Genomic DNA, 23,374 nt, shown 5'->3' on the forward strand with positions numbered 1-23,374 from the left:
GGCTACAGCAAAGGGATTTGCACGACAAAATTCCCGTTTTCTTCGTGGACTTCCATGGTGTGTCCGGCCTTGAGCAACTCGTAGCGACGGCGCACGTTGGCCAGGCCCGTGCCCGTGCCAGGCGCCAAACCGGCCGTGCGGGGGCGCAGCGTGTTTGCAACGGTGAGCGAATCGGCGGCGGGGCCGGTGGCCACGCGCAGGTGCAGCGGGTGCTGGCGCGAGGCCACGTTGTGCTTCAGCGCGTTTTCCACCAGAAGCTGCACGCTGAGTGGTGCCACGCGGCGCGCCAGCGCGGCGGGGAGGACGGCAATCTCAACGACTAGATTATCACGAAAACGGGCTTTGTGTAGCGACAGGTAGGTTTCCACAAATGCCAGCTCCTCGGCCAGTGGCACAGTGGCCTGCCCCTGTGCTTGCAGCACGTAGCGGTACACATCGGCCAGCTGCTCCACAAACTGCTGGGCGGGCGCGTTGCCGGGCTCGATGAGGGCGGACAGCGTGTTGAGATTATTGAACAGAAAGTGCGGGTCGAGCTGGCTTTGTAGGGCGTCGAGCTGGGCCTGGGTGCCGGCGCGGGCCAGCTGTTCGGCGCGCTGCAGGTTGGTTTTCCACTGCTCAAAGAAGTGGCGGCTTTCGTAAATCAGCTGCACTACTAGGGTAGGCACCATGTTGAGAGCCAGCTCCTGCCAAAATTGGTCGGCGCAAATGTGATTTTGGTAGAATATCCAGTGCAAGGCTTCGCCCAGCAGCAGCGTGGCCGCGGCCCCGATGGCCAGGCTGCCCAGGGCCAGCCGCCACAGCCGGTGGGCAGTCTGTTCCACGTCGGGAAACCGCCGAATCAGGGCAAACCACAGCGCCCGGTTGCTCAGCCAGAAAATGACGGTGTAAACCACTGAAATCAGCCAGCTAACCACAAGAGTGGGCAGCATGGGCAGCTCACTCACGCCGCGCATGAGCATGGCCAAGGTCGCAATCACCGGGATGCCGAAAAGCAGGAGGCGGCGCTCGTTCATGAAAATGGATAGGGAACCGAAGGGCGAAGTTACCGGGCCAGCAGCCGGGCCCGGCAGGCCCGCAGCATGGCCGGTACTATCGCGGCGTGGAACGGCCGCACCACCGCAAAGTACAGGCGCCCCGCCAGGTTGTGGTACTGCACCGCCGTGCTCATAAAAACCCGCGTGGCGTGCGGTTCGCGGGCCACTAGCACCGACACCCGGAAGTCAAGGTGCCGGTCATTGAGACCCAGCAGTACTTCGGACGGACTGGCAGCAAACGTCCGGAAAGGCCCCACGAAATCGCCGGGAACCAACGGCCGCTGCAAGGCCCGCAACCCGGGTGGTAGGGTCGTAGCCAAGCCCAGCATTTTCACCAGCGCATTGCGCAGCCGCATCAGCCAGAGTACCCAGGCGGGCGCTTGTTGAAAGCACGCTTGGGCGGCCTCACTCGCCGTGAGCAGCCGGCCCAGATGAAAATCAAGGCAGAAGGTATCCAGGAAATCAACCCGTGGCAGCGAATTTCGAACGATACTGGCCGGCGGCAGAACAGGTGGAGGCATGGGGGCGGCTGGCTGATGGAGGGCGAATTGATTAAAGTTCATCGTCCTGCCCACAACGGTACGCCCGCCATGGCCTGCGCAAACAATGCGCCCACCAAGCCCGCGTAGGCCGCGGCCCCCAGCCACGTGAAGAGCACCGCTTGGCGCGGCACGTGGCGGCCCAGCCACCAGCCCAGCAGCGGCACCACTTGCAGCGAGTGCAGGCCAATGAAATGGGCAATGCGCAGGTCGCCGGCCCGTGTACTCCAGCCCAGGCCGGGCAGGCCGGGGCCGCCGTCGGGCGCACCCACGGTGTGCTGGTTGAGGTGAATCATCATGCCGCCCAGCACGCTGCCAGCCAGAAAAAGCAGCAGGCCCAGGCGCACGCCCCACACGTAGCCGGGCGTCCCGTGCGGGCGGTGCCGCCACACCAGGTACACGGCCCACACCGTGAGCATGGTGTTGAGCATGATGAAAATGCCCATCAGTTGAAACAGGCGGCCGTCGAAGGCGGAGCTGATGTTGAAGTGGGACGTAGTGCCGCGGGCGGCCTGAATAAAAATGACGGCTTGCTCCACCAGCATGCTCACCGCCACGCCCGTGCTCAGCCAGCGCACGGCGCGTTGGGCCGGGCCGGGCAAATCGGCCAGCAGCCAGCCCAGCGTCCAGACAAAGGCAATGACCGACAGGCAGAATTTAATGGGCTTCACCCACACCAAGGCTCCGGTCACGGTGCGCTGGTCGAGGGGCAGCAGCACCACGGCTACCAGCAGCAGGCCCACGTTTAGCCAGCCCGCCCACGACAGCGCCGGATTGGCGCGGTGCAGCACGCGCAGGGCCATGCGGGCACGCTGCGGCCAGGTAGCCGCATTAGGGTGGGGCGCCGCCGGGGCCGGCGCGGCAAACGGGGCGGACATCAGCACGGTTTCCATAGTTGGCAAGAAAATGAAGCGAGTGGAGCGAGGAAAAAAATAGTCAAATCGGAACGGCAATCGGGGCCGGCTGCCAGCGCTGGCGCAGGCCGCAGTACAGCAGCAGGCCCAGCGGGCCGAGCATGAACGTGGCCGCCAGGCAAGGAATCAGGACTAAGTGCGGCACGCCGCGGCGCTGGGCATCGCGGGTTTCCCAGGCGCCCACGGCCAGGTCGAAGCAGAGGTAGTGGACCCAGCCGGCCAGCAGCGCCCACGGCTCGCGAAACAGGGCCGCCACCTGAGCCAGCGAGCCAAACCCCGCCCCCGGCGCCGGGTGGGCCAGCGTTTGGTAGCCAATGAGCCCCACGTAGGTAGCCGCCAGCAGCAGGGGCAAGGCGCCGCTGAGCACCACCGCGCGCGTCACGCGCCAGCGCGGCGCCAGCAGCAGGAGCAGCCATCCAAGCGAGGCAATGGGGTTGGCCACCGAAAATAGAAAGTCAGGGGTGAGCATAAGTGGCTGATACGTTGCAGGAACTGCATCAAAAATACATTTCCAATTACCCGTTTGCCAGAACGATGGGGTTGAAGCGGCTAATTTGACGGATGAACCGGATTGTCAGCAGCATGAAATTGCGACGGCCCACGTAAGGGCACGGGCCGGAGGTATTGAAGACCGGCCCGCGCTGCTGCGCAAGGCGAAGGATTGGCGCTAACGCCAGCTGCGGGGCCAAACCTCTGCGCCCGGGCGCCGGTTGTGATGCGGCAGGGAGCAACGCTGGCCTGCCGTTCCTACGTACTCCGCCCATAATGGCATCCCCGCTACCGATATTGGTCGGACTGCTGCTGCTGGCGCAAGCCAGCGCGGCCGCCCCACCGCAAGCCCCGGCCCCGCCCGACACCGCCGTGGGCCGCCGGGCCGTGCCCCGCCTGGACCACCGGCGCTTAGTGGTGCAGTACGACTCGCGCTATGCCATCCTGAACTACCATTTCACCACCATCAACGGCCTGAAACTGGGCGTGGAGTTCAAAAACCGCTTACGTACCGGCGCGGCCATCTACTTCCTCAGCACCGGCGTGCCCACCCGGCAGGCCCGCCCCGAAAACGCCGCCCCCAATGCCCTGGCCGAGCTGCGTTTTCGCTACCTGGCGGGCTACGGAGAATACGTACTGCTCGAAACCCCGCGCTGGGAGCTGAGCACCAACCTGCAACTGGGCATGGGCTCGGCGTATGTGCTTTATGCAACGCCGGAAGGCAGCTCTTTCAAAACCCCCCGGGATTTTATGGGCGTGGTCGAGCCCTCTTTTGCGGCGCATGTCAGAATATTTCGCTGGGCCGGCTTTGGGGCGGGGGCGGGCTGGCGGCAGCCGGTACTGGTGGCCCCGCCCATCCAGCGCGAGCTCAACGGCCCGGTTTTTTACGTGCGCGCCAAGCTCTTTCTGGGCGACTTGATAAAGGTGGTGCGGGGCAAGCAGCGGCTGTTCACGCAGGAAGGCCTGCGCGAGAGTTAAGCCAGGTAACTGGTGGGCGTGGGCTATAAATTGGCGCTGCCCGTGAATTCTTTTAGTTGCCGCAGCGTGCCCGCCCGGTCCAGCTTGCCGGTGGCGGTGGTGTGGAACTCGGGCACGTAGCGCAGCTGCCGGGGCCACTCGTAGCGGCCCAGCCGGGTGGTCAGGAGCGTTTGTAGCTGCGCCTCCAGGTCGGGGCTGAGCGCCGGGCCTTCGATAAAAGCCGTCACCGCCTGCCCCAGCCGTTCATCGGGCTGGCCGGCCACAAAGCAGCGGCGCGACGCGCCCAGCTCGGCCAGCGCTACGTCGAGCACCAGCTCTACTTTCTCGGCGGGCACCTTCACGCCGCCGGAATTTATCACAAAATCGGCCCGGCCCAGCCACTCAAACGTATGGGCATCGAGCAGATTCACCTGGTCGTTGGTGATGATGAGTTGGTCGTCGGTAACGTCGCCGCGCAGGGTCAGGCAGCCCCGCTCGTCCTGCCCCGCCGCAATGCCGCTGAACACCCGGAAACTGGAACTGGCCTCGGGCCCGTTGAGGCGGCGCAGGGCCACGTGCGAGCAGGTTTCGGTCATGCCGTAGGTGAGGTACACCGGCACCCGCAGCGGTTGCAGCTCCTGTTGCAGGCTCGTGTCGGCAGGTGCCCCGCCTACCAAAATGGCTTTCATGGCGTTGAGGCGCGGGGCCAGGCCGGCCGCCAGCACGGCTTTGAGCTGCAAGGGCACAAATGCCGCAAAGTCAAACTCTGCGTCCGCGGCCACCAGTGCAAACGGGTTGGCCTGGGGCTCCACAATGGTCAGGTGCATGTTGCGTTCCAGGCCGCGCACCAGCATCATCATCCCGCCGATGTACTCGCAGTTCAGGCACACCAGTGCCCGGTCGCCGGGGCCGAGGTCGAAGAAGTCGCCCGTGCGGGCGGCCGAGGCTTCCAGCTGCCGTCGCCGCAGGGCAATGGGCTGCGGCGCGCCCGTGGAGCCGGAGGTGGTGAGCCCAAATTCCTGGGTGCCGTTCAGCCACTGCCGCACCAAGTCCAGCACCTTGGCCTCGTAGCCATTCACGGGCACCGCGAGCTGGGCCGGGTATTGCCGAATGGCGGCGTAGGTAAACTCGCGGCCGTTGAGGAGGAGGGACGTAGGAAGGGAAGCAGGCATGACGCAAAGCTAGCGGCCCGGGTTCTTACGTAAAGGATACGCTTTACTGTTTAGGTAACGTTTTCTGTGTTTGAACCTGTTTAATAAGTCTCCGCACGTCATGCTGAGCTTGCCGAAGCATCTCTAACGCAATACTAAATTGAATTAGTTGCGCGGTAGAGATGCTTCGGCAAGCTCAGCATGACGCCCTGTTTTATTAGGCGTACTTCCCAAATAGCTCCTTTATAAAGTTGTGATATTTGAAAAATGTCAGTTTCAATTAAACACAAAAGTAAAATAGCGATTTAAAAACCGAGTGCTTAACGTCCAGCTATAATTTTATAAACACAATGTTAGCCGCCGTTTTTACTCCATATGCAGTTCGAATTCCCAGTCTTCTAAATCGTCTATAAATCCCTCTAAATAATATGACTTTATATATCGTATTACTCTTTCTCTTGCAAATTCAGAGTTGCTAACCTTGTTGTCGTTAAATTCAACAACATTTGTCCAAATCGCAAAACACTGTTCAGCAAAACTCGCTCCCTCGCTAATGTAATGCTTGTAAGAAATTCCTTTGACAACTTCTGTTTTAATAAGCCATTCTGTAAACAACTTAAAATCGCTCGAATAGCCTGGAACAGTCGCTACGTAATTTGTCTCCCAACTCTCAAACGTTGAAAGTTCTTTATCCTGTTTATATAAACTACAAATAAATTTTCCTAATTTTTTGACGTTGGGCCAATCAAGATTTTGGGCTGTTTCTTGATTAATAAAAACACAAGCAGTTTTATAAAATAATTCAGGCTCATTTTTTAATACCTCATGGTATTGTCCGTCAAATGTTTGTTCTACTAAATCGAAGTCAAGTGTTCCATTCACTAGGTAGTAAATGAAATGCCTAACACTTGATTTCTGTCTAATTGATAATACGGGCATAAAATGGGTGCTAACATTTCGATTACCGCTACTCAGCGGCACTGCAAGTAGCGGTAATCCATCCATAGTAAGCCACTCGATAGCTTAAAACAAGCCAAATAGGGTGGGATTACGCAACTGCTACGCGATGTCAACGGTTTGGCTGCGCAGGCCCTATAGTTGCTCTACGATTTCTTTCTCTTCTTTAGCTGTTCTGCAATAAATCGGTCCGTCATTTTCTCCAGTATTGAGAGCGTGACGGTGCCGTTGGAAAGCACCATGTCGTGAAAAGCGCGGACGTCAAACTTTTCCTTTAAAGCCGCTTCAGCTTTCTTCCGCATTTCCTTGATTTTCAGCTCGCCCATTTTGTAGGCCAGCGCCTGCCCCGGCCACAGAATGTAGCGGTCTACTTCGGTGTTCACCTCGTGCAACGAAAGCGCCGTGTTGTCGGCCAGGTAGCGCACGGCTTGCTCCCGCGTCCAGCCCTTGGCGTGAATGCCCACGTCAATCACCAGCCGGCAGGCCCGCCACATCTCATACGTCAGCCGGCCAAACATACTGTATGGACTCTTGTACAGGCCCATTTCGTGCCCCAGGTACTCGCTGTACAAGCCCCAGCCTTCGCCAAATGCATTGATGTAAAGGCGCCGCCGGAACTCGGGCAGCGTGGTCAGCTCCTGCGTGAGGGCCTGCTGCAAGTGGTGGCCGGGCACGGCCTCGTGCAGCGTCAGGGCCTCGAGCGTGTAGAGCGTCCGGCTGGGCAGATTGAAGGTGTTCACCCAATACTCGCCCGCCCGCTTGCCCGCAATCGGCGCCCCCGAATAGCGGCCGGAGGTGTAATTCGGCGCTAGGTATTCGGGCACCGGCACCACCGTAAACGGCTGGCGCGGCAGCCGCCCAAATAGCGCGGGCAGCTTGCCTTCAATGGTCATGGCGATGTAGGCGGCTTCCTTCAGCAGCTCATCGCCGGTTTTGGGGTGGAATTGCGGGTCGTTACGCAAAAAATAGATGAACTCCTGGAAGCTGCCTTTGAATTTCACTTCCTGAATCACCTGCTCCATTTCGGCTCTGATGCGGGCTACTTCCACCAGCCCAAGCTGGTACACTTGCTCCGAGCTGAGGGCCGTGGTGGTGTAGTGGCGCACTCGGTTTTCGTAGTACGCCGGCCCGTTGGGAAACTGATTGGCGCCCAGCGTGGTGCGGGCCTTTGGCAGGTATTCCTGGTCAAAAAACACCTTGATTTTTTGGTAGCTGCTGATGACATCTTTGGTAATCACCGCCTTGGCTTGCGCTTGCAGGGCCGTCCAATCTGCCTCGCCGATGGCCGCCGGCTTTTTGATAAAGGGCTTCCAGAAAACCGATTTTTCTGGCGCATCCACCACGTGTTGGGCGTAGCTCGACTCGTAGCCGAGCATAACTTCCTTCGGTTGACTGATGCCCACGGCCAGTCCGGCGCGCATCAATTGTACGTTTTCATTCACAAACCGCGGAATGTCTTTTAGCAGCAACAGGTACTGCTCGGCGTCTTTTTTGGAATTGATGTTGGCATTGCCCCGCGCAGCCAACCGGGCGTGAAACCCCGCATCCGTGAGCAGCGGATTTAGATAAGATTTGTATTCATAATCAGCCAATTCGTCCTGCACTTCATGGCTCAATAATTCCAGGTTGATTTCATCCTGAAACGACAGCGTCTTCGGGTTTATCGCCTTCAGACTGGCGTCAATTTTTTTGAAGAAGACGTGCCGCGCCGCGAAATCACTCTCCTTAAAAGAGCCCAGCGGGTGGGCACTGCTGCTGTCGCGCTTGCGCGCCTGGGCCTCAAACTCCCGGATGCTGCTCAGCGCCCCCGCAATGTCTTTCTGGACTGCCGGCTGCTGCGCCCAAACCCCCGGCGCGAGCAGAAAAAAAGCCAAAGTCAGCAGTAAAAAAGGTTTCATGGGTATTGCTGTAAAGCTGGGTAGGAAATCGGCAGCTAGCCGGTGCGGCCGACAAAGAAACGTTAGCTAAGCAGCCAGCGCTGATAAGTGACGGCGGTGGGCGTTAGGCGCCAGCACAAGGCCACGAGCATCGCCCCAGCGGCGATGAGGTCGAAGGGCTTGTGGGTGAGTACGTAGGAGGCCAGCAAGGGCAGTGGCACGAGCGCCAGCAAGCTGTTGCGTAGGAAGATTCGGCCCTGGTAAAAGCGCAGGTTGCCCTCGGGCGGGCGCCGCAAGTTGGGCTGCATGCGCCGGTAAAAGGCATAGAGAACCAGCCCTGCCGCGAGCAAAAGCGCGACGAGTAGCAGCAGCACGGGCCAGGTAGCCAGGCGGGGTTCCAGCGTGGGGCCCACCGCGGTTCGGGGACCGGCCAGCAGCACCACGGCCCCCATCACGAGGCCCTGCACCGGGTAATGCAACCAGTGCTGCCACCGAAGGCGGCGAATGGTGCGGCGAAAGTCGGCATCCGTCATAGCAGGCAAAACAAGGAGGCCTAAGTTAAACGGCTAAACTTAAGGCGACTCGTTATTTTGCCGCTGGCGGAAGGATTAGCGGGCGATAAAATCTCAGCGGCCCAAACAGGTATTCAAAGAGCCTGGCAGGTGAATTGAACGCGTCCGGCGCTACCGGTCGGCCAACTTGAAACTAGCCTCTTGCACGTCGCGCGAGTTGCCTCCCACAAATACCTTGAAATCGCCGGGTTCGGCTACAAAATTCAGGTCGTTGTTGTAGAACTTCAGGTCGTTGGGCGCGATGCGGAAGGTGAGGGTTTTGCTTTCGCCTTTCTTCAGCATCACCTTCTGGAAACCCTTCAATTCCTTGACGGGGCGGCTGATGGAGCCCACCACGTCGCGGATATAAAGCTGAGCCACTTCCTCGCCGTCAAACTGGCCGGTATTCTGCACGGTCACTTTTACTTCCAAGGTTTCGGTGGGCGAAATCATGGTTTTGCTGAGCGTAGGCTTGCCGTAGCTGAACGTAGTGTAGCTCAGGCCGAAGCCGAAGGGGTAGAGCGGCTCGTTGCTCACGTCGAGGTAGCGCGACTTGTACTTGTCGAGCTTGTCGGTACCAGCGTAAGGCCGCCCGGTGCTCTTGTGGTTGTAGTAGAGCGGCACCTGGCCCACCACCTGCGGAAAAGTAGCCGTGATTTTGCCCGACGGATTGTAGGCTCCAAAGAGCACATCGGCGATGGCGTGGCCCGCCTGCGTGCCCGCAAACCATGTTTCGAGGATGGCGTCGGCGTTCTGGTTTTCCCAGCTTAGGGTAAGCGGCCGGCCATTCATGAGCACCAGCACCAGCGGTTTGCCGGTTTTCTTCAGCGCCTTGAGCAACTCGAGCTGCTGGCCGGGCAGGCCGATGTCGGCGCGGCTGGCGGCTTCGCCGGTCATGCCCTGGCTCTCGCCCACCACGGCCACCACCACGTCGGCGCCCTGGGCCACTTGCACGGCTTCGCGAATCATCTCTTCCGAAGAGCGTTTGTCTAGCTCCAACTCGCCGCCGTGGGCATTTAGGCGCTCCAGCATCTGGGCATCGTCGGCGATGTTGGCACCCTTGGCGTAGGTGATTTTCAGGCCGGGGGCAGCGGCGCGCAGGCCTTGCTCTACCGACACGGCCTGTTTCCAGTCGCCGGCGCCGCTCCAGTTGCCAATCACGTCGCGCTGGCGGTTGGCCAGCGGGCCGATGAGAGCCACCGAGCCAGTCTTTTTCAGGGGAAGAGCGTTGCGCTCGTTCTTCAGCAGCACCAGGCTTTTGCGGGCAATGTCGCGGGCTGCGGCAATGAATTCGGGCTTCATTAGGGTGCTGGTGGCGCGTTCCTGGGTCACGTTGCGGTAGGGGCTCTGGAACAAGCCCAGCCGGTATTTGGCCTCCAATATGCGGCGGCAGGCGGCATCGAGCTGGGCCTTGCTCACGGCCCCGGACTTTATGTTCTGGGCCACATTTTTCAGGAAAATCTCGCCCACCATGTCCTGGTCCACGCCCGCATTCAGCGATAGGGCCGACACCTGGGCGTCGTTGCCCACGCCGTGCGCCACCATTTCGTTGATGGCCGTGTAGTCCGTTACCACGAATCCTTTAAAACCCCACTGGCGGCGCAGCAGGTCCGTCATCAGCCATTTGTTGCCGGTGGCGGGTACGCCGTTGATGTCGTTGAAGGACGACATGACCGAGGCCACGCCGGCGTCGATGGCCGCTTTGTAGGGCGGCATGTATTCGTTGTACATACGCTGCCGGCTCATGTCGGTGGTGTTGTAGTCGCGGCCGGCTTCGGCGGCGCCGTAGAGGGCAAAGTGCTTTAGGCAGGCCATCACCGAGTTGTCTTTGGTGAGGTCGTTGCCGGGGCCTTGGTAGCCGCGCACCATGGCGCGGGCAATGCTGGAGCCCAGGTAGGGGTCTTCGCCGGCGCCTTCGGCAATGCGGCCCCAGCGGGCATCACGCGCAATGTCGACCATGGGCGAAAACACCCAGTTGAGGCCATCAGCCGTCGATTCTTCAGCCGCGATGCGGGCGCTCTGTTCCACGGCGGCCATGTCCCAACTGGCCGAAAGGCCCAGCGGAATGGGGAAAATGGTGCGGTGCCCGTGAATGACATCGTACCCAAACATGAGCGGAATGTGCAGCCGTGACTCCTTCAGGGCTATTTCCTGCAGCTTACGCACGGCGATGGGGGTGAAGGTGTTGAACACGCCGCCCACCAAGCCCTTGCGAATGTTGGCGTCCACGTCCTTGCTCACCACCGGCCCGGTCACGTCGAACCCCACCGAAACCAGATTCAGCTGGCCGATTTTTTCGTCCTGCGTCATCTTGCCCATCAAGTCGTCGATGAAAGCTTTCATCTTTTGGTCGGTGGAATTGGAGGCGGGAACGGGCTTCTTTTGGGCCTGGGCAGCAGGGGAGATGGCGAGGCCAAATGCGAGAGCAGCAGTGAGCGAAAGTGACTTCATAGGGAGCTGAGAGTAAGCGGAAGGTCGGAAAGGAAATAACGTCATGCAGAGCGCAGCGAAGCATCTCGCGTGCTCTAACTAATTAGTGGTGGCCCGCGAGATGCTTCGCTGCGCTCTGCATGACGTGTAGGTGTTTTTCGATTTTTACTTCGCCAGCGCTACCGGCGTGCGGGTTGAGACCCCGTTTTCGTTGATGGCTTCGATGGTGAAATAATAGGGCCGGTCTTTGTCCATGCCTTTGAAGTAATACTCGTTGGCGCCGTGTACCATGATGCAGCTGTAGAGCTTGTCGGGGGCAAGGCCAGTGTAGATGTTGTAGGCGTAGGCATTGGCTACTGGAGCCCATTTTAGCCAGGCGCTGCGCTTGTCTTTTTCAGTGCGCAGCACCACGAAATTTTTGACGGACGCAGGCTTCGTGCCACTGCCAAGCCCGAAGATGCGCAAGCCGCTGAGGGCAAATTTGCCGGTGGGCATGTGCACGTTTTCAAGCTTGATGAAGCGAGTTTTTACGGGCGCGGGCAGTTCGATATAGTCGTGCGGGACGTCAGTTTTGTTTCGGCTTTTATCTACTAATAGCTTCCAGATTTTGCCATCCAGTGAGCTGTAGAGCTTGTATTGGTGATAGACGCCTTTGGATTTGCCCAGAAATTCGGCGTCTTGGTCGGCGTAGTTGATTTGGATGGCCCGCACGGTGCTCACGCTGCCGAGGTCGGTCTGAATGAACTCGCCGGGGTTGCTAGTGGCGGCGCTCCAATAGGTCTTGATGTTTTCGTCGACGGCGTAGTTGGGCAGGTTGCCGCCGAGCGTGCTCGACACCTGCACCGGGCGCTGGTAGTTGAGCAGCATCCAGCCCGTGAACTTGCTCTTGGCGTGGTCGGCCGGGCCGTTGGGCAGGTAGTGTGGATAGTCTCCGAAAGTAGTGTTGGTGTAGAGCGTGCCGTCGGCGTCGAAGCCGGCGGGCCACAGGCCCAGGCGGCGCTCGAAGTTGTTTTTGCTGGAAAGAACCACCGTCGAAACGTGCCACCAGCTGTTCCACACGTCCTGAAAGGTGTTGCCGTGGCCGGCGCCCCGCGCAAAGCCGCCGGGCTTGTAGGCAAAGGGGTTATGCGGCTGCGGCGTGAATGGCCCGAGCGGCTGGTCGGCCACCTGCACGCCATCGGCATAGCCGCTGAATTCGGTGCCGGGCGCGCCGTATTGGAGGTAGTACTTGCCGGCGTACTTGGTCATCCAGGCGCCTTCCATGAACGGGTCGAGGAAGGTGTTGTCCAGGTATTCGCCAAAGCGCTGCCAGCCGAACTGCTTGTCGTTGAGCCCAAACATCTCCTTGGGCTGCCCGATGGGCTGAAAGGTTTTGCGGCTAATCTGCTGGCCGTAGAGCGGGAATTCGTTGCTGCTGCCCCAATAGAGGTAAAGCTTTCCGTCGGTATCGAGGAAAAAGGCGGGGTCCCAGGCGCCGATTTGGAACGGCTCCACGGCCTCTTTCCACTCGTTGGCCTTGGGGTTGGTGCTCATCCAAATCGGAAAATCCTTGTTGTGCGTCGAGCCAAATACCAGCAGCGTGTCGCCGAGTACAAACACGGCCGGCGCGCACAGGTCGTCATATACCTTGTGCTGGGGCTTGAGAAAGGAGCGGGACACGAACTGCCAGTTCGATAAATCCTTGCTGTGCCAATAGCCCCACTGGTTGGTCGAAAACAGGTAATAGTCGCCTTTATACAGCGTGATAACCGGGTCGGCGGTGGCGCGGTGCCGGCCGGCGGTGGCGAACTCCGGGATGGGCGTGTAGCCGTAATCCAGGTTCAGCGGATTGCAGTAGGTACGGAGCGGGGTGGACGTAGTGGTTTTGGGCTGCGCCTGGGTGGAAAGGCTCAGCAGCGTAAGAAGACAGAAGAAACAGATGCTTCTGAGCATAATGGAATTAAAAATGAACGTCATGCAGAGCGGAGCGAAGCATCTCGCTTGTGGTAGTAATCAAAGCTGTTGCAACGATTGATTTAGCAATGCACGCGAGATGCTTCGCTCCGCTCTGCATGACGTTTGAAAATTAGGCTCATTTGGTAACCGGCTTAAGCATCGGGCTTTCAAAACCCAGCTTGGTCATGCCGCGCTGCACGTCGGGGGAGCTCATGAACAGCTTCCAAAGCAGGCCCGTGCGGTGGTTTTCTATCATGCCCACAATGGGGCCCTGGTCGATGGCGAGGTAAGATTTGGCGTACCAGTTGTGCTGCTCGCTGAAGCCATCAACGAAGCCGTACTCGCCCCAGATTTTGTCGCCTAAGTCGTAGTAAAAGTGCTTCAGCGCACGCATCGAGTGCTCCGGCGTGTAGGGGAAGGCCGAAAGCGCGGCGGTAGGCGAAATCACGCCCAAATCTTCTTTGGGATTGTGCGCGGCATAGCCTTTGTGGCTGTCGGAAGCCGTCAGGCCCCAGTTATTGGGGCCGTAGCCTTTGTACTTCTTGGGGTTGTCTACGCAGTAGGCGTAGTTGATGAGCGTGTGGTTCTGGTTTTGCTGCCAGTAGTCGGCGTACTGGTCTTTGAGGCCGTGGGGGTTGATGCCCAGAAAAGAATAGTGCGTGAAAAACAGCGGTCCGCCCAAGTCCGGGCCCAGCGGCAGCTTGACGCCATAGTACTCCTTGCCGTTTTTAAACTCCGGCCCCACGGCCCAGCCTTGGTCGTACACCGGTTTTTCGATGGCGTATTTGGGCGAAGACGCGGCCAGCACGTAGGTAATCAGGCACTCGTTCCAGCCGTGAATCTGGTGGTTCATGCTCCAGCCGTTGTTGGGGCTCCAGTGCCAGTACAGCACGTTTTGGCCGCCCTGGGTTTGCCAGTTCCACTCCACGTTTTCCCACATCCAGAGAATGTGGTTGCGCACGTCGCGCTCAATGGGCGTATCGCCGGTGAAGTACTGGCGGGCACAAATCAGGCCTTCCATCAGGAATGACGTTTCCACAATGTCACCCCCGTCGTCCTTGGCGCCAAAGCGAATGACCTTGCCCGTAGCTCCGTCCATCCAGTGCGGGAACACGCCGTGGAACTGGTCGGCTTTCTCCAAAAACCGCACGATTTTGTAGATGCGCGTGGCGGCCTGCTCGCGGGTTATCCACTTGCGGTCGGCGGCCACGATGATGGCCATGATGCCGAAGCCGGTGCCGCCGGTGGTCACCACCTCGTTGCCATAATCATAGGCCACGTTGCTGCGCTCGCGCGACATGCCCGATACCGGGTGCCCAAAGTCCCAGAAATACCGGAACGTCTGCTTCTGCACCAGGTCCAGCAGCTGGTCGTCGGTGAGGTTGCGGGGCCGCTTGGTGGCGTCGAAGGCCACCTTCTTGACCGGGGCTTTTTTAGGTGCGGGCTTCGGCTGGGCCTGGAGCAAGCCAGGCAATAATAGCAGCAGGAGAAGTAAGGGTTTGGTGCTCATAAGAATCATATAGAGACCGTCATGCTGAGCGCAGCCGAAGCATCTCGCGTGCATTAGCTAACTAATGCCTTTGCAACGATTGAGTTACTGCCACACGCGAGATGCTTCGACTGCGCTCAGCATGACGGTCTTTTTAATTCAGGAAATTCCAACGGCTTAATAACCGGGGTTCTGCGTTAGGCGGCCGCCGCTCAGGTCAATCTGCGGCTGCGGAATGGGGTAAATCTCGTTCTTGCCCTTGGTGAACGTTTTGCCCTGCGCTGCGAAAATGGGCACGATGCGGCCTGGCTGCACGCTTTCTTGGCGCACAAGGTCGAAGAAACGGTCGTGCTCCAGGGCCAGCTCTACCCGGCGCTCCTGCCAGATGTTAGCCAGCGTGGCGGGCTTGGCGCCGAGGCCGGCGCGGGTGCGCACGGCGTTCAGGCTGGTCGTGGCCGCGGCTGTGTTGCCCAGTTGCAGGGCCGCTTCGGCATTGATGAGCAGCACTTCGGCGTAGCGCAGAATGCGGATGTTCTTGGGCAGGAAGTCGTTGTTGCCGCAGTTCGGTTCCTTGGTGCGGCTGTGGTAGGCCTTGTAGCTATAGCGCAAGCCCTCCACCGAGTCCTTGCTCGGAATGCGGAAGCCGTCCCAGAGCACCGTGCCCGTGGAGCGCTGCCCGGCCGGAGCCGTGGGCTGAATGAAGATGATGCTGCCTGCCCGGCGCACGTCGTTGGGCTCGTAGGCATCGGCCAGCTGCTGGGTGGGGGTGTTGAAGCCGAAGCCCAAGTCGGCCCAGCCGCCGCGGCCGCCGGAGCGCGGGCCCTGGCTCACGGTGTACAGCTCCACGGCCGAGTTGTTGCACGCCGCGTTGATGCCCGTCTGCACCTCAAACACCGATTCCGAGCTGTTGGCGCCCACCACGCGCCAGACATCGGCGTAGGTGGGGTAGAGGGCGTAGGCGCCCGAAGTGCCCTGGATAATCTCGTTGGTCAGCTCAAATGCTTTCTGGTAGTTTTTCTGGTAGAGATATACCTTGGCCAGCATGCCCTGAGCGGCGGCTTTGGTTGCGCGGCCGGTTTCGGTGGCACCCTTGATGGGCAGGTTGTCAACCCCAAATTGCAGGTCGTCGATGATGAACTGGTAGATTTCTTCGGCCGTGGCCCGCTGCTGAAATTCGGGGCTGTTGATTTCCGACGCCAGCGGCACGCGGTCGAGCTTGGGCACACCCCCAAACAGGCGCACCATGTTGAAATAGAAGTACCCGCGCAGAAAGCGAACCTCCCCCAGCAAACGGTTTTTCACGGCATCCTCGGCGGGGCTCAGCGGGATTTTATCCAGCGCCTGATTGGCACGCGAAATGCCCTGGTAGTAGCCGTTCCAGGCGTTGTTGATGTTGCTGTTGGTCGAAGTCAGCGTGAAATTGTCGACCTGGGCGGCGTCGCCGTAGTCGTTCGGCGTGCTGCCTTTTTCGGAATCATCCGAAGCAATGTCGGTGAGAATGACGAACTGCAAGCCGTGCACATCGGGACCGAAGCCGCCGAGGTACATGGAGTTGTACACGCCGTCAACCAACTTTTGGGCAGCCGCCGGGTCCCGGCGAATGGCGTCTTCGCTGAGCTGGCCCTGAGGCGCTACATCCAGGAAATCTTTGCAGCCGCTGGCCACGGCCAGGGTTAGGGCCAGCGCGGCCGTGCCGGCGCGGCGGGGAAAGGCGGAGGCGGAGAAAAACGTTTTCATCGGCGTGCGTTATTTAAAGTTGACGTTCAGCCCCAGCGTGATGGTGCGGCTAGTGGGGTAGGTGGTGGCTTCGATGCCCGAATCGAGGGGGCCGCCGGCCAGCTCCGGCGTAAAGCCGGTGTAATCGGTAATCGTGAACACGTTTTGGGCGGCGGCAAACACGCGCACCGACGCCAGACGCGCTTTTTCCAGAATGGCAGTGGGCAAGGTGTAGCCCACCACCAGGTTGGTGAGGCGCAGGTAGTCGCCTTTCTCCAGGAAATACGTCGAGTTCGGCATGCCGTTGGTCAGGGCCTTGGGGTTGGTGTTCGAGGGGTTGGTGGCCGTCCACCGGTCGTTGGCGAAGCTGGCTTCGATGTTGTCGGTGTTGGTGGTGCGCAGCTGCTTTTTGGCGTTGTACACCTTGTTCTTCAAGTTGCCCGAAAACACAAACGAGAAGTCCACGTTGCGGTAGTTCACCCCGCCGTTGATGCCGAAGTACACGGGCGGCTGGTACGAGCCGAAGTAGCTGCGGTCCTTGAGGTCAATTACGTTGTCGCCGTTGATGTCGGCGTATTTCAAGCTGCCGATTTCGCGCGGCCCCACGGTGGAAGTGGGCGAGCTGGCGATTTCGTCGGCGGTTTGGTACACGCCAATGGCGTCGAGCAGGAAGAAGCTGCCAGCCGCCACGCCGTTGTCGGACCGCGTCACCAGGTTGGTGCCGCCAAACAAGGCCTGCCCGCCGTTGAGGTTGGCAATGCGGTTCTTGTTGAAGGTCACGTTGGCGCCGATGTTGTAGGTCCAGTCGGGGCTGCTGCCAATGGCGGCGCGCCAGTTGAGGGCCGCCTCTACACCGCGGTTGGTGATGTCGGCCGCGTTGGTGATGTACTGGTTTTCGGGGTCGCCGAAGATGGCGGGAATGTTCACCGGAATCAGGGCATCGGAGGTGCGCTTGTCGTAATACGTCAACTCGCCGGTCAGGCGGTTGTCGAGGAAGCCGAACTCGATGGCGGCGTCGTACTCCGTGGTGGTTTCCCAGCGCACGTCGCGGTCCTTAATCTGGCGAATGGCGGCGCCCAGTACCGGCTGCCCGTTGATGACGTAGGGAATGTTGGCGTCCGCCGTCAGAATATAGGAGTCGGCCGGAATCTGGTCGTTGCCGAGCTGGCCGAAGCTGGCGCGCAGCTTCAGGAAATTCAGCGTGCTGTTGTCTTTCAGGAAGTTTTCTTCTGAAACCACCCAGCCCAGGCCCAATGAGGGGAAAAAGCCGAAGCGCTGGTCGCGGTTGAACTTCGACGTGCCGTCGTAGCGCAGGTTGGTGGTGAGCAGGTAGCGGTTGTTGTAAGCGTAGTTGATGCGGCCCAGCAGCGACAAGCGCCGGTCTTTGGCGGCCGAAGCGTTGTTTTCGGCCGTGTTGGGGTCGCCGGTGTTCAGGTACCACTGGTCGGGGTCGGCCGATACGTTTTTGCGGATGCCCGAAAACTCGCTGCGCAAGCCTTCTTCCACCACGTTGCCCACCAGCAACGTCAGGTTGTGCAACTCGTTGAAAGTGCGCTGGTAGGTGGCGGTGTTTTCCCAGAGGTAGCGGTAGGCGCCCACTTGGGTCACGGCCAGGTTGCTGCGGTCGTTGCGTTGGTTGCCGCCCGTGGTGATGAACGTGCTGCCGTCGTTGCGGTACTGGAAGTCGTACACGCGGCGGTTGTCGGAATTCAAGTCCACGTTGATGGCCGAGCGCAACGTCAGGCCTTCTATCGGCCGCAGGTCGATGCCGATGTTGCCCTGCAAGCGGTTTTCGAGGGATTTGTTGTCGTTTTTCTCGATGTTCAGCACGGGGTTGCCCACGTTGCCAAAGGCCGAGGTGTTGCCGTACAAGCCGTTTTCTTTGGCTCGAATAATCGGGGCGGCGCGGTAGGCGTTGCCGTAGGCCGTGCCGATGTTCACGTCGCGCGTGTCGGCGTGGCTGAACGAAGCCTGCGAGCTAATCGTCACCTTGTCCGACAGGTTGAACGAGGTGTTGGAGCGCACCGTCAGGCGCTTGAACTTGTTGTTGATGACCGTGCCATCGTCCTGCAGCAAATTGCCCGAGAAATAATAGCGCACGCTTTCCGTCGCGCCCGATACCGCCAGGTTGTGGTTTTGGTAGGTGCCGCGCTGCAAAATTTCGTCGTACCAATCGGTGGAACCCGTGAAGGTCGGAATCACCGTAGACGGCGAGGTGTCTTTGAGGTAGTTGACGTACTGCGTGGCATCGGCCATGTCCACTAGGCGGGCGGCTTGCTTGAAGCCGGCCGTGCCGCTGTAGCTCAGCATGGGCTTGCCCAGCGCGCCTTTTTTGGTGGTCACGATAATCACGCCATTGGCCCCGCGCACGCCGTAGATGGCGGCCGCCGAAGCATCTTTCAGCACGTCAATGCTCGCAATGTCGGCATTGCTCAGGTTGCGGATGTCGGTGGTTTGCACCCCATCTACCACGTACAACGGCTCGGCGCCGCCAAGCAGCGTGCCCGTGCCCCGGATGCGCACCTTGGGCTGCGAGTTAGGCGTGCCGTCGCTAATGATTTGCACGCCGGCAATCTTGCCCTGCAGTGCTTGCGTGGGCGTTTGCACCGGCTGGTTCACAATTTCGGCGCCGTCTACGCGGGCTACTGCGCCGGTCAGGTCTTGGCGGCGCTGCGTGCCGTAGCCCACCACCACTACTTCGCTCAGGGCTTTGGCATCGGGCACCAGCGCCACGTTGATGGTCGTTTGGGTTCCCACCACCACTTCCTGCGAGGTGTAGCCCACAAATGAGAACACCAACGTGGTGTTCTCGGGCACGGAGATGGTGAACTTGCCGTCCATATCGGTCTGGGTGCCATTGCTGCCGCCTTTGATGACGACGTTCACGCCGGGCAAGCCCACGCCTTTCTCGTCCACCACCCGGCCGGTGACTGTTGCATCGGCAGGTGCCGCGGGTGCCACCGGCGCCGCCACGGGCCGCAGAATGATGGCATCGTTGATGAGCTTATAATTGATTTGCAGCGGCTCCAGCAATTGGCTCAGCAACTGGGCCAAGGGCTGGCCCACGGCATTCACCGATACGCGCCGGTTGGCGCCGATGAGCTGCCGACTGTACTGAAAGCGCACATTGGCCTGGTTTTCCAGCTTGCTCAGCACGGTGGCCATGCGTTCCTCTTTTGCCTGCAGCGTAATGAGCTGGTCTAAAACGGGCGGGGCTGCCGAGGCCGCCGCCGATGTGATGCTGCCCAGCAGGCACAGCAGCAGGGCCGGAAGCAGTGCCAGGCGCCGGAAGCGTGGCAGCAGTGGCGGGAATTGTAATCGAATGTTCATAAGGAAATGGGTAAGGTGGGTGGGAATCACTCTTGGCCGGCGGGCCTCAAACGGAAAGTCCAATGTACCGGAGTGCGCTGAAGCAGCCATAGCAGGAGCCGGAATCGATTGCGGAATTTAGAGCATTTATGAAAAGGGGAGAAGGTTGCTCGGCTACTCCGCCGCGCAGGGTTGGCTGGTGAATAAAATTCGGCCATCGGCCTGCTTATAGGATGCGCCCAAAGCCTCGCAGATGATATCCAGCTTGGTGAAAAGCGGCTCGTCGGCCAGCCTCAGGTTGAGCGTGCAGTGGCGCAAGCCCGCCGCATCGTACTCAATGGCTACGCCGTACGCTTTTTCGAGCGCCGTCAGAATTTCTGCCACCGGCCGGTCGTTGAAAACAAATGGCTGGGGCGCAAGCAGCGCCGGTTGGGCCATCACCTCGCGGCGCAGCTGCTGGCGGCCGGCCGAGTAGACGGCCTGCTGGTTGGGCAGCACCACCAGGCTGGCTGCGGCAGCACCGGGCACCGCAACCCGCGGACTCACCCGCACCCGGCCCGTGCGCACCTGCACCTGGGCTTCGGACTGCCCGGCAAAAGCCTGCACCCGAAAGCTGGTGCCCAATACCGTTGTCACCACTTGGTCGGTGTATACCAGGAAGGGGTGGGCCGCGTCGTGAAAAACATCGAAAAATGCCTCGCCCGTCAGGTAGACCTTCCGCTGCGCCCCGGAAAATGCGCGAGGGTATTTCAGGGAACTGGCCGGCGCCAGGGTAATGATGCTGCCGTCGGGCAAGGCCACGCGGGCAGAACGGGAAGTGGGGTTGGCCGCCACAACCCAAGTGGCATTACGTGGCGCAGTAGCTGATTGCCAAATAGCAATGGTGGCTGCCGGGCCGCCACCGTTGAAGAGTGCCAAAATGCCCACTCCCAACGCAAATAGGGCTGCTGCTGCCCACTTAACTCCGCCCGAGGGCCACAACGTACGGGCCGCCGAAACGGGCGGAATGTCTGCCGCTTGCTGGGCAATTCGTTGCCAAACCGTGGCAACCAGCTCGGCCTGTTCTTCGGCGGTGAGGCCCAGCTGCCGCTCCGAGCCGAGGCTTTGGTACCAGTGCTCGATGCGCTGTTTTTCCGTGGGCGTGCAGTCGCCTGTTTGGTAGCGATTCAACAGCGCATGGAATTCGGCTTGCGACATATGGGGGCCACCATAAGGGTGCTGGCTTAATAGTCAGTTACCGGCCGCAAACCCCTAAGCCTCCTGCCATATTAAAATCATCCAGCACTTACCTCGACGCAGTTTATTAGCCCCGGTCAAGCTTATTAATATTGATAATAAGGTATTTACACTTGAAGCAGAAAAACGGCTAGAACCAGAAATTCTTTCAGCGAAACGCGCAAATGTTTTAGGGCGCGGGTGAGATGATACTCAACTGCCTTGGGTGTCAGGCGCAGGCGCATGGCAATTTGGGGCACCGATTGGTGCTCCATGCGGCTGAGGTGGAATACTTCTTGGGTCTGGCCTGACAAACGCCTGAGCCCCGCCTTCAATGCCGTCGACAAATCCGCGGCGGCGAGGTTCTGCTCGGTACTTCGGTCCGTCTCGCTGGCCATGGCGCGGCAATACGCCTGGTAGTCGGCGTGGGTCATGCGGCTTTTTATCAAGTTAATTACCCGGTATTTAACGGCAGTTCCCAGGTACTCTTTCAGCTTTTGCACCTCCAGCGTTTCGCGCTTGTGCCACAGAGCCGCAAACAGGTCCTGGACGATTTCTTCGGCTGCTTCCCGCGAATTGATTTTCCGAAAAGCTTGCTCCAGCAGCGGAAAGCCGTAGCGGGAATAGATTTCTGCAAATGCCTGCTCATCGCCTTGGCGCAGGGCCCGTGCCAGCGCAGCATCATCCCAGGCAGCATAAAGCTTCAAGTGCTTGGAATCAGAGCTGCCAAGGTGATTCATGAACAGGGGATGAATGTGCTAGTACGTCAGCAGGCCGATTCTGTTGTAGCCGTAACCATAAGTTGAAAAGCAGCCAGAGGGTTTGAGATTTCGATGCCTAGCGCTGCTGAATACTCAAAAAAATAAGGATGCTGACTGTTTATCGGAGATTTCCCCGACGCTTTTCAAGTCCAATCACAAGTAGAATGCCCAGCGTGTAAGTGAGCATGTCCAGCCACGAGAAGGAACTGCCCAGAATCAGGCGAGCCGCTCGGGAATCCTGCAGGCCCAACTGCCTGACCAATCCAACATATTGGGAAGCTTCGACCAAATAGGCAATGGCCAGCGCCACGGCCGCCAACACAGGAGTGGGGCTCGCGATAAAGCTTTTGAGAAAACAGTACACCAGCATCACCACCAATAAATCACCGACGTAAGGGCGAATAATTCGGTCGTGAACATAAAGACCGATGACGACTTCAATCAGCAGCAGCAAAACAGTTAACAGAAAATAACCCCGGCGGAAAGTAAACTTCATAGTCACCAAGAATTGCGGGAAAACCAGCTGTCGTTATCACAAAAGAGCCTGCGGATTTCGCAGGCTCTTTTGTGATAACGACGCAGTTTAGTAATTCGACTGCGCTTCGCAGGACGCTGCTTGGCCACGTCGCTGAGGTAGTAGAGTAGAGCAGCGTGGTATTGCCAGCCAGTTTCTAGGGTTTGGGCTTTTGTGGGGGGCGAGCCTCTGGTACTAACTGAAAGTAACTCACCTTAAATTGATTATTCACCACGGCGCCTCGCACCCGGGCCTGGCGAACGGCGTTGCAGAAGCCGTCGCGAGCGTGCGCGTCGCCGTGGGAATCGATGCCGGTGCCCGTTACAAAATAAGCCCGGCCCTGGAAACGCACCGCCAAGTCACATCCTTTGCCCGGCAGTCCCAGCCGGCACTGCCCGCAGGCAGTTGCCAGCAGCAGCGTGTCGGCCGGAGCTGCCGCAACAGCAGGGGCGGTTTGAGCCTGCGCCGTGCCCGCAGCAGCGCCGGAGCCAAGCACAAATAGCAGAGGCAATATTTTTATGTTGAAAGACATAAAACGGGAGTCAGTTTTAACATAGCTAGGAGCAAGCCGCAGTGCAATTGGTTTAACGCCCCAAACGGGCCAGGGACGCACTCCGCTGAAGGATTCCGGCGCGCTTACGGAAATTTTGGAAACTTCGAGAAATCTGGCTGGCGCTTTTCCATGTAGGCGTTGCGGCCTTCCTTGGCCTCGTCGCTGAGGTAATAGAGCAGCGTGGCATTGCCGGCCAGCTCCTGAATGCCCGCCTGCCCATCCAGCTCGGCATTGAACGACGACTTGAGCATGCGCAGCGAAAGCGGGCTTTTCTGCAGAATCTTGTGGCACCAGGCCACGGTGGTTTCTTCCAGCTTATCCAGCGGCACCACTTTGTTTACCAAGCCCATGTCGAGGGCTTCCTGGGCGTCGTACTGGTCGCAGAGGAACCAGATTTCGCGGGCTTTCTTCTGGCCCACCACGCGGGCGAGGTAGGAAGCACCAAAACCGCCGTCGAACGAGCCCACGTTGGGGCCGGTCTGGCCGAAGCGGGCGTTGTCGGCCGCAATGCTCAGGTCGCACACCACGTGCAGCACGTGGCCGCCGCCGATGGCCCAGCCCGCCACCATGGCAATCACGGGCTTGGGAATGGTGCGGATGATGCGCTGCAAATCGAGCACGTTGAGACGGGGCATGGCGTCTTCGCCCACGTAGCCGCCGTGGCCGCGCACGCTTTGGTCGCCGCCTGAGCAAAAGGCCCGGCCGCCCTCGCCGGTGAGGATGATGACGCCGATGTCGGTGCGGTCGCGGCAGATGTTCATCGCCTCAATCATCTCCTGCACCGTGAGCGGCGTGAAGGCGTTGTGCACCTGCGGCCGGTTGATGCTGATTTTGGCGATGCCGCCGTGCTGCGTGAAAAGAATTTCGCGGAACTCCTTAATGGGGCTCCACTGAATGGTTTCGGACATAGAAAGTTGTCATTCTGAGCGCAGCGAAGAATCTTATCACGTCCGCGCCGCTGGGGTTACGAAAGCAAACGAAAG

At 59.6% G+C, this 23,374-nt stretch carries 19 protein-coding genes; 1 reads left to right on the forward strand and 18 read right to left on the reverse strand.

Annotated elements, in window-relative coordinates:
* Nucleotides 1-2: 2 nt before the first annotated feature.
* From I2I05_RS07340 to I2I05_RS07355, 4 genes are read right to left on the reverse strand one after another with little or no spacing between them, the layout of a single operon-like run.
* Complete coding sequence (locus I2I05_RS07340; RefSeq protein WP_196281592.1) at nucleotides 3-1,013, reverse strand: sensor histidine kinase; 1,011 nt, start codon at nucleotides 1,011-1,013, stop codon at nucleotides 3-5.
* A gap of 29 nt (nucleotides 1,014-1,042) precedes the next feature.
* Nucleotides 1,043-1,555 (reverse strand): DUF2867 domain-containing protein, encoded by a 513-nt coding sequence (locus I2I05_RS07345; RefSeq protein WP_196281593.1) that lies wholly within the window; start codon nucleotides 1,553-1,555, stop codon nucleotides 1,043-1,045.
* Between the two features lie 38 nt (nucleotides 1,556-1,593).
* The gene (locus tag I2I05_RS07350) at nucleotides 1,594-2,466 is read right to left on the reverse strand and encodes a hypothetical protein (protein ID WP_196281594.1); all 873 of its coding nucleotides are present in this window, start codon (nucleotides 2,464-2,466) and stop codon (nucleotides 1,594-1,596) included.
* A 43-nt stretch (nucleotides 2,467-2,509) separates the two neighbouring features.
* Nucleotides 2,510-2,956 carry an ABA4-like family protein gene (locus tag I2I05_RS07355; RefSeq protein WP_196281595.1) on the reverse strand — a complete coding sequence of 149 codons (447 nt, stop codon included), beginning with the start codon at nucleotides 2,954-2,956 and terminating at the stop codon, nucleotides 2,510-2,512.
* A gap of 296 nt (nucleotides 2,957-3,252) precedes the next feature.
* Here I2I05_RS07355 and I2I05_RS07360 point away from each other — a divergent pair, with 296 nt between their 5' ends.
* The gene (locus tag I2I05_RS07360) at nucleotides 3,253-3,954 is read left to right on the forward strand and encodes a hypothetical protein (RefSeq protein WP_196281596.1); all 702 of its coding nucleotides are present in this window, start codon (nucleotides 3,253-3,255) and stop codon (nucleotides 3,952-3,954) included.
* 23 nt (nucleotides 3,955-3,977) lie between these two features.
* Here the strand turns inward: I2I05_RS07360 and I2I05_RS07365 are convergent, their stop codons facing one another.
* From I2I05_RS07365 to menB, 14 genes are all read right to left on the reverse strand, one after another.
* Nucleotides 3,978-5,105, reverse strand: coding sequence for an AMP-binding protein (locus I2I05_RS07365; RefSeq protein WP_196281597.1), 1,128 nt, complete (start codon nucleotides 5,103-5,105; stop codon nucleotides 3,978-3,980).
* 345 nt (nucleotides 5,106-5,450) lie between these two features.
* Nucleotides 5,451-6,023: a DUF7677 family protein gene (locus I2I05_RS07370; RefSeq protein WP_196281598.1), complete on the reverse strand. Its 573-nt coding sequence runs from the start codon at nucleotides 6,021-6,023 to the stop codon at nucleotides 5,451-5,453.
* Nucleotides 6,024-6,187: 164 nt separating this feature from the next.
* Entirely contained in the window at nucleotides 6,188-7,939 is a 1,752-nt protein-coding gene (locus I2I05_RS07375; protein ID WP_196281599.1) for a DUF885 domain-containing protein, read from the reverse strand.
* A 62-nt stretch (nucleotides 7,940-8,001) separates the two neighbouring features.
* Nucleotides 8,002-8,451: a hypothetical protein gene (locus tag I2I05_RS07380; RefSeq protein WP_196281600.1), complete on the reverse strand. Its 450-nt coding sequence runs from the start codon at nucleotides 8,449-8,451 to the stop codon at nucleotides 8,002-8,004.
* Between the two features lie 150 nt (nucleotides 8,452-8,601).
* The gene (gene bglX, locus I2I05_RS07385) at nucleotides 8,602-10,920 is read right to left on the reverse strand and encodes a beta-glucosidase BglX (RefSeq protein WP_196281601.1); all 2,319 of its coding nucleotides are present in this window, start codon (nucleotides 10,918-10,920) and stop codon (nucleotides 8,602-8,604) included.
* 144 nt (nucleotides 10,921-11,064) lie between these two features.
* Complete coding sequence (locus tag I2I05_RS07390; RefSeq protein WP_196281602.1) at nucleotides 11,065-12,831, reverse strand: family 43 glycosylhydrolase; 1,767 nt, start codon at nucleotides 12,829-12,831, stop codon at nucleotides 11,065-11,067.
* Between the two features lie 139 nt (nucleotides 12,832-12,970).
* Nucleotides 12,971-14,344, reverse strand: coding sequence for a glucoamylase family protein (locus tag I2I05_RS07395; RefSeq protein ID WP_196281603.1), 1,374 nt, complete (start codon nucleotides 14,342-14,344; stop codon nucleotides 12,971-12,973).
* A 156-nt stretch (nucleotides 14,345-14,500) separates the two neighbouring features.
* Nucleotides 14,501-16,060, reverse strand: a complete 1,560-nt coding sequence (locus tag I2I05_RS07400; RefSeq protein ID WP_196281604.1) for a RagB/SusD family nutrient uptake outer membrane protein — start codon at nucleotides 16,058-16,060, stop codon at nucleotides 14,501-14,503.
* 9 nt (nucleotides 16,061-16,069) lie between these two features.
* Complete coding sequence (locus I2I05_RS07405; RefSeq protein WP_196281605.1) at nucleotides 16,070-19,369, reverse strand: TonB-dependent receptor; 3,300 nt, start codon at nucleotides 19,367-19,369, stop codon at nucleotides 16,070-16,072.
* A 153-nt stretch (nucleotides 19,370-19,522) separates the two neighbouring features.
* Nucleotides 19,523-20,545 (reverse strand): FecR family protein, encoded by a 1,023-nt coding sequence (locus tag I2I05_RS07410; RefSeq protein ID WP_196281606.1) that lies wholly within the window; start codon nucleotides 20,543-20,545, stop codon nucleotides 19,523-19,525.
* A 146-nt stretch (nucleotides 20,546-20,691) separates the two neighbouring features.
* Nucleotides 20,692-21,303 (reverse strand): sigma-70 family RNA polymerase sigma factor, encoded by a 612-nt coding sequence (locus I2I05_RS07415; RefSeq protein WP_196281607.1) that lies wholly within the window; start codon nucleotides 21,301-21,303, stop codon nucleotides 20,692-20,694.
* A gap of 139 nt (nucleotides 21,304-21,442) precedes the next feature.
* On the reverse strand, nucleotides 21,443-21,820 hold the full coding sequence (locus I2I05_RS07420; RefSeq protein WP_196281608.1) for a ribosomal maturation YjgA family protein: 378 nt from the start codon (nucleotides 21,818-21,820) through the stop codon (nucleotides 21,443-21,445).
* A gap of 175 nt (nucleotides 21,821-21,995) precedes the next feature.
* Nucleotides 21,996-22,370, reverse strand: coding sequence for a DUF6370 family protein (locus tag I2I05_RS07425; protein WP_230688213.1), 375 nt, complete (start codon nucleotides 22,368-22,370; stop codon nucleotides 21,996-21,998).
* Nucleotides 22,371-22,474: 104 nt separating this feature from the next.
* Complete coding sequence (menB, locus tag I2I05_RS07430) at nucleotides 22,475-23,299, reverse strand: 1,4-dihydroxy-2-naphthoyl-CoA synthase (RefSeq protein ID WP_196281609.1); 825 nt, start codon at nucleotides 23,297-23,299, stop codon at nucleotides 22,475-22,477.
* Nucleotides 23,300-23,374: the final 75 nt, after the last annotated feature.

It is taken from the genome of Hymenobacter jeongseonensis (assembly GCF_015694725.1).
In the GTDB taxonomy this organism is placed as follows: domain Bacteria; phylum Bacteroidota; class Bacteroidia; order Cytophagales; family Hymenobacteraceae; genus Hymenobacter; species Hymenobacter jeongseonensis.

Excerpts from the sequence above, each read along its gene's own strand:
- I2I05_RS07380 (WP_196281600.1), bottom strand. The coding sequence starts at position 8,451 with ATGACGGATGCCGACTTTCGCCGCACCATTCGCCGCCTTCGGTGGCAG.
- I2I05_RS07350 (WP_196281594.1), bottom strand. The coding sequence starts at position 2,466 with ATGGAAACCGTGCTGATGTCCGCCCCGTTTGCCGCGCCGGCCCCGGCG.
- I2I05_RS07365 (WP_196281597.1), bottom strand. The coding sequence starts at position 5,105 with ATGCCTGCTTCCCTTCCTACGTCCCTCCTCCTCAACGGCCGCGAGTTT.
- I2I05_RS07400 (WP_196281604.1), bottom strand. The coding sequence starts at position 16,060 with ATGAAAACGTTTTTCTCCGCCTCCGCCTTTCCCCGCCGCGCCGGCACG.
- I2I05_RS07340 (WP_196281592.1), bottom strand. The coding sequence starts at position 1,013 with ATGAACGAGCGCCGCCTCCTGCTTTTCGGCATCCCGGTGATTGCGACC.
- I2I05_RS07375 (WP_196281599.1), bottom strand. The coding sequence starts at position 7,939 with ATGAAACCTTTTTTACTGCTGACTTTGGCTTTTTTTCTGCTCGCGCCG.
- I2I05_RS07420 (WP_196281608.1), bottom strand. The coding sequence starts at position 21,820 with ATGAAGTTTACTTTCCGCCGGGGTTATTTTCTGTTAACTGTTTTGCTG.
- I2I05_RS07360 (WP_196281596.1), top strand. The coding sequence starts at position 3,253 with ATGGCATCCCCGCTACCGATATTGGTCGGACTGCTGCTGCTGGCGCAA.
- I2I05_RS07345 (WP_196281593.1), bottom strand. The coding sequence starts at position 1,555 with ATGCCTCCACCTGTTCTGCCGCCGGCCAGTATCGTTCGAAATTCGCTG.
- bglX (WP_196281601.1), bottom strand. The coding sequence starts at position 10,920 with ATGAAGTCACTTTCGCTCACTGCTGCTCTCGCATTTGGCCTCGCCATC.
- I2I05_RS07425 (WP_230688213.1), bottom strand. The coding sequence starts at position 22,370 with ATGTCTTTCAACATAAAAATATTGCCTCTGCTATTTGTGCTTGGCTCC.
- I2I05_RS07355 (WP_196281595.1), bottom strand. The coding sequence starts at position 2,956 with ATGCTCACCCCTGACTTTCTATTTTCGGTGGCCAACCCCATTGCCTCG.
- I2I05_RS07410 (WP_196281606.1), bottom strand. The coding sequence starts at position 20,545 with ATGTCGCAAGCCGAATTCCATGCGCTGTTGAATCGCTACCAAACAGGC.
- I2I05_RS07370 (WP_196281598.1), bottom strand. The coding sequence starts at position 6,023 with ATGCCCGTATTATCAATTAGACAGAAATCAAGTGTTAGGCATTTCATT.
- I2I05_RS07390 (WP_196281602.1), bottom strand. The coding sequence starts at position 12,831 with ATGCTCAGAAGCATCTGTTTCTTCTGTCTTCTTACGCTGCTGAGCCTT.
- menB (WP_196281609.1), bottom strand. The coding sequence starts at position 23,299 with ATGTCCGAAACCATTCAGTGGAGCCCCATTAAGGAGTTCCGCGAAATT.
- I2I05_RS07415 (WP_196281607.1), bottom strand. The coding sequence starts at position 21,303 with ATGAATCACCTTGGCAGCTCTGATTCCAAGCACTTGAAGCTTTATGCT.
- I2I05_RS07395 (WP_196281603.1), bottom strand. The coding sequence starts at position 14,344 with ATGAGCACCAAACCCTTACTTCTCCTGCTGCTATTATTGCCTGGCTTG.
- I2I05_RS07405 (WP_196281605.1), bottom strand. The coding sequence starts at position 19,369 with ATGAACATTCGATTACAATTCCCGCCACTGCTGCCACGCTTCCGGCGC.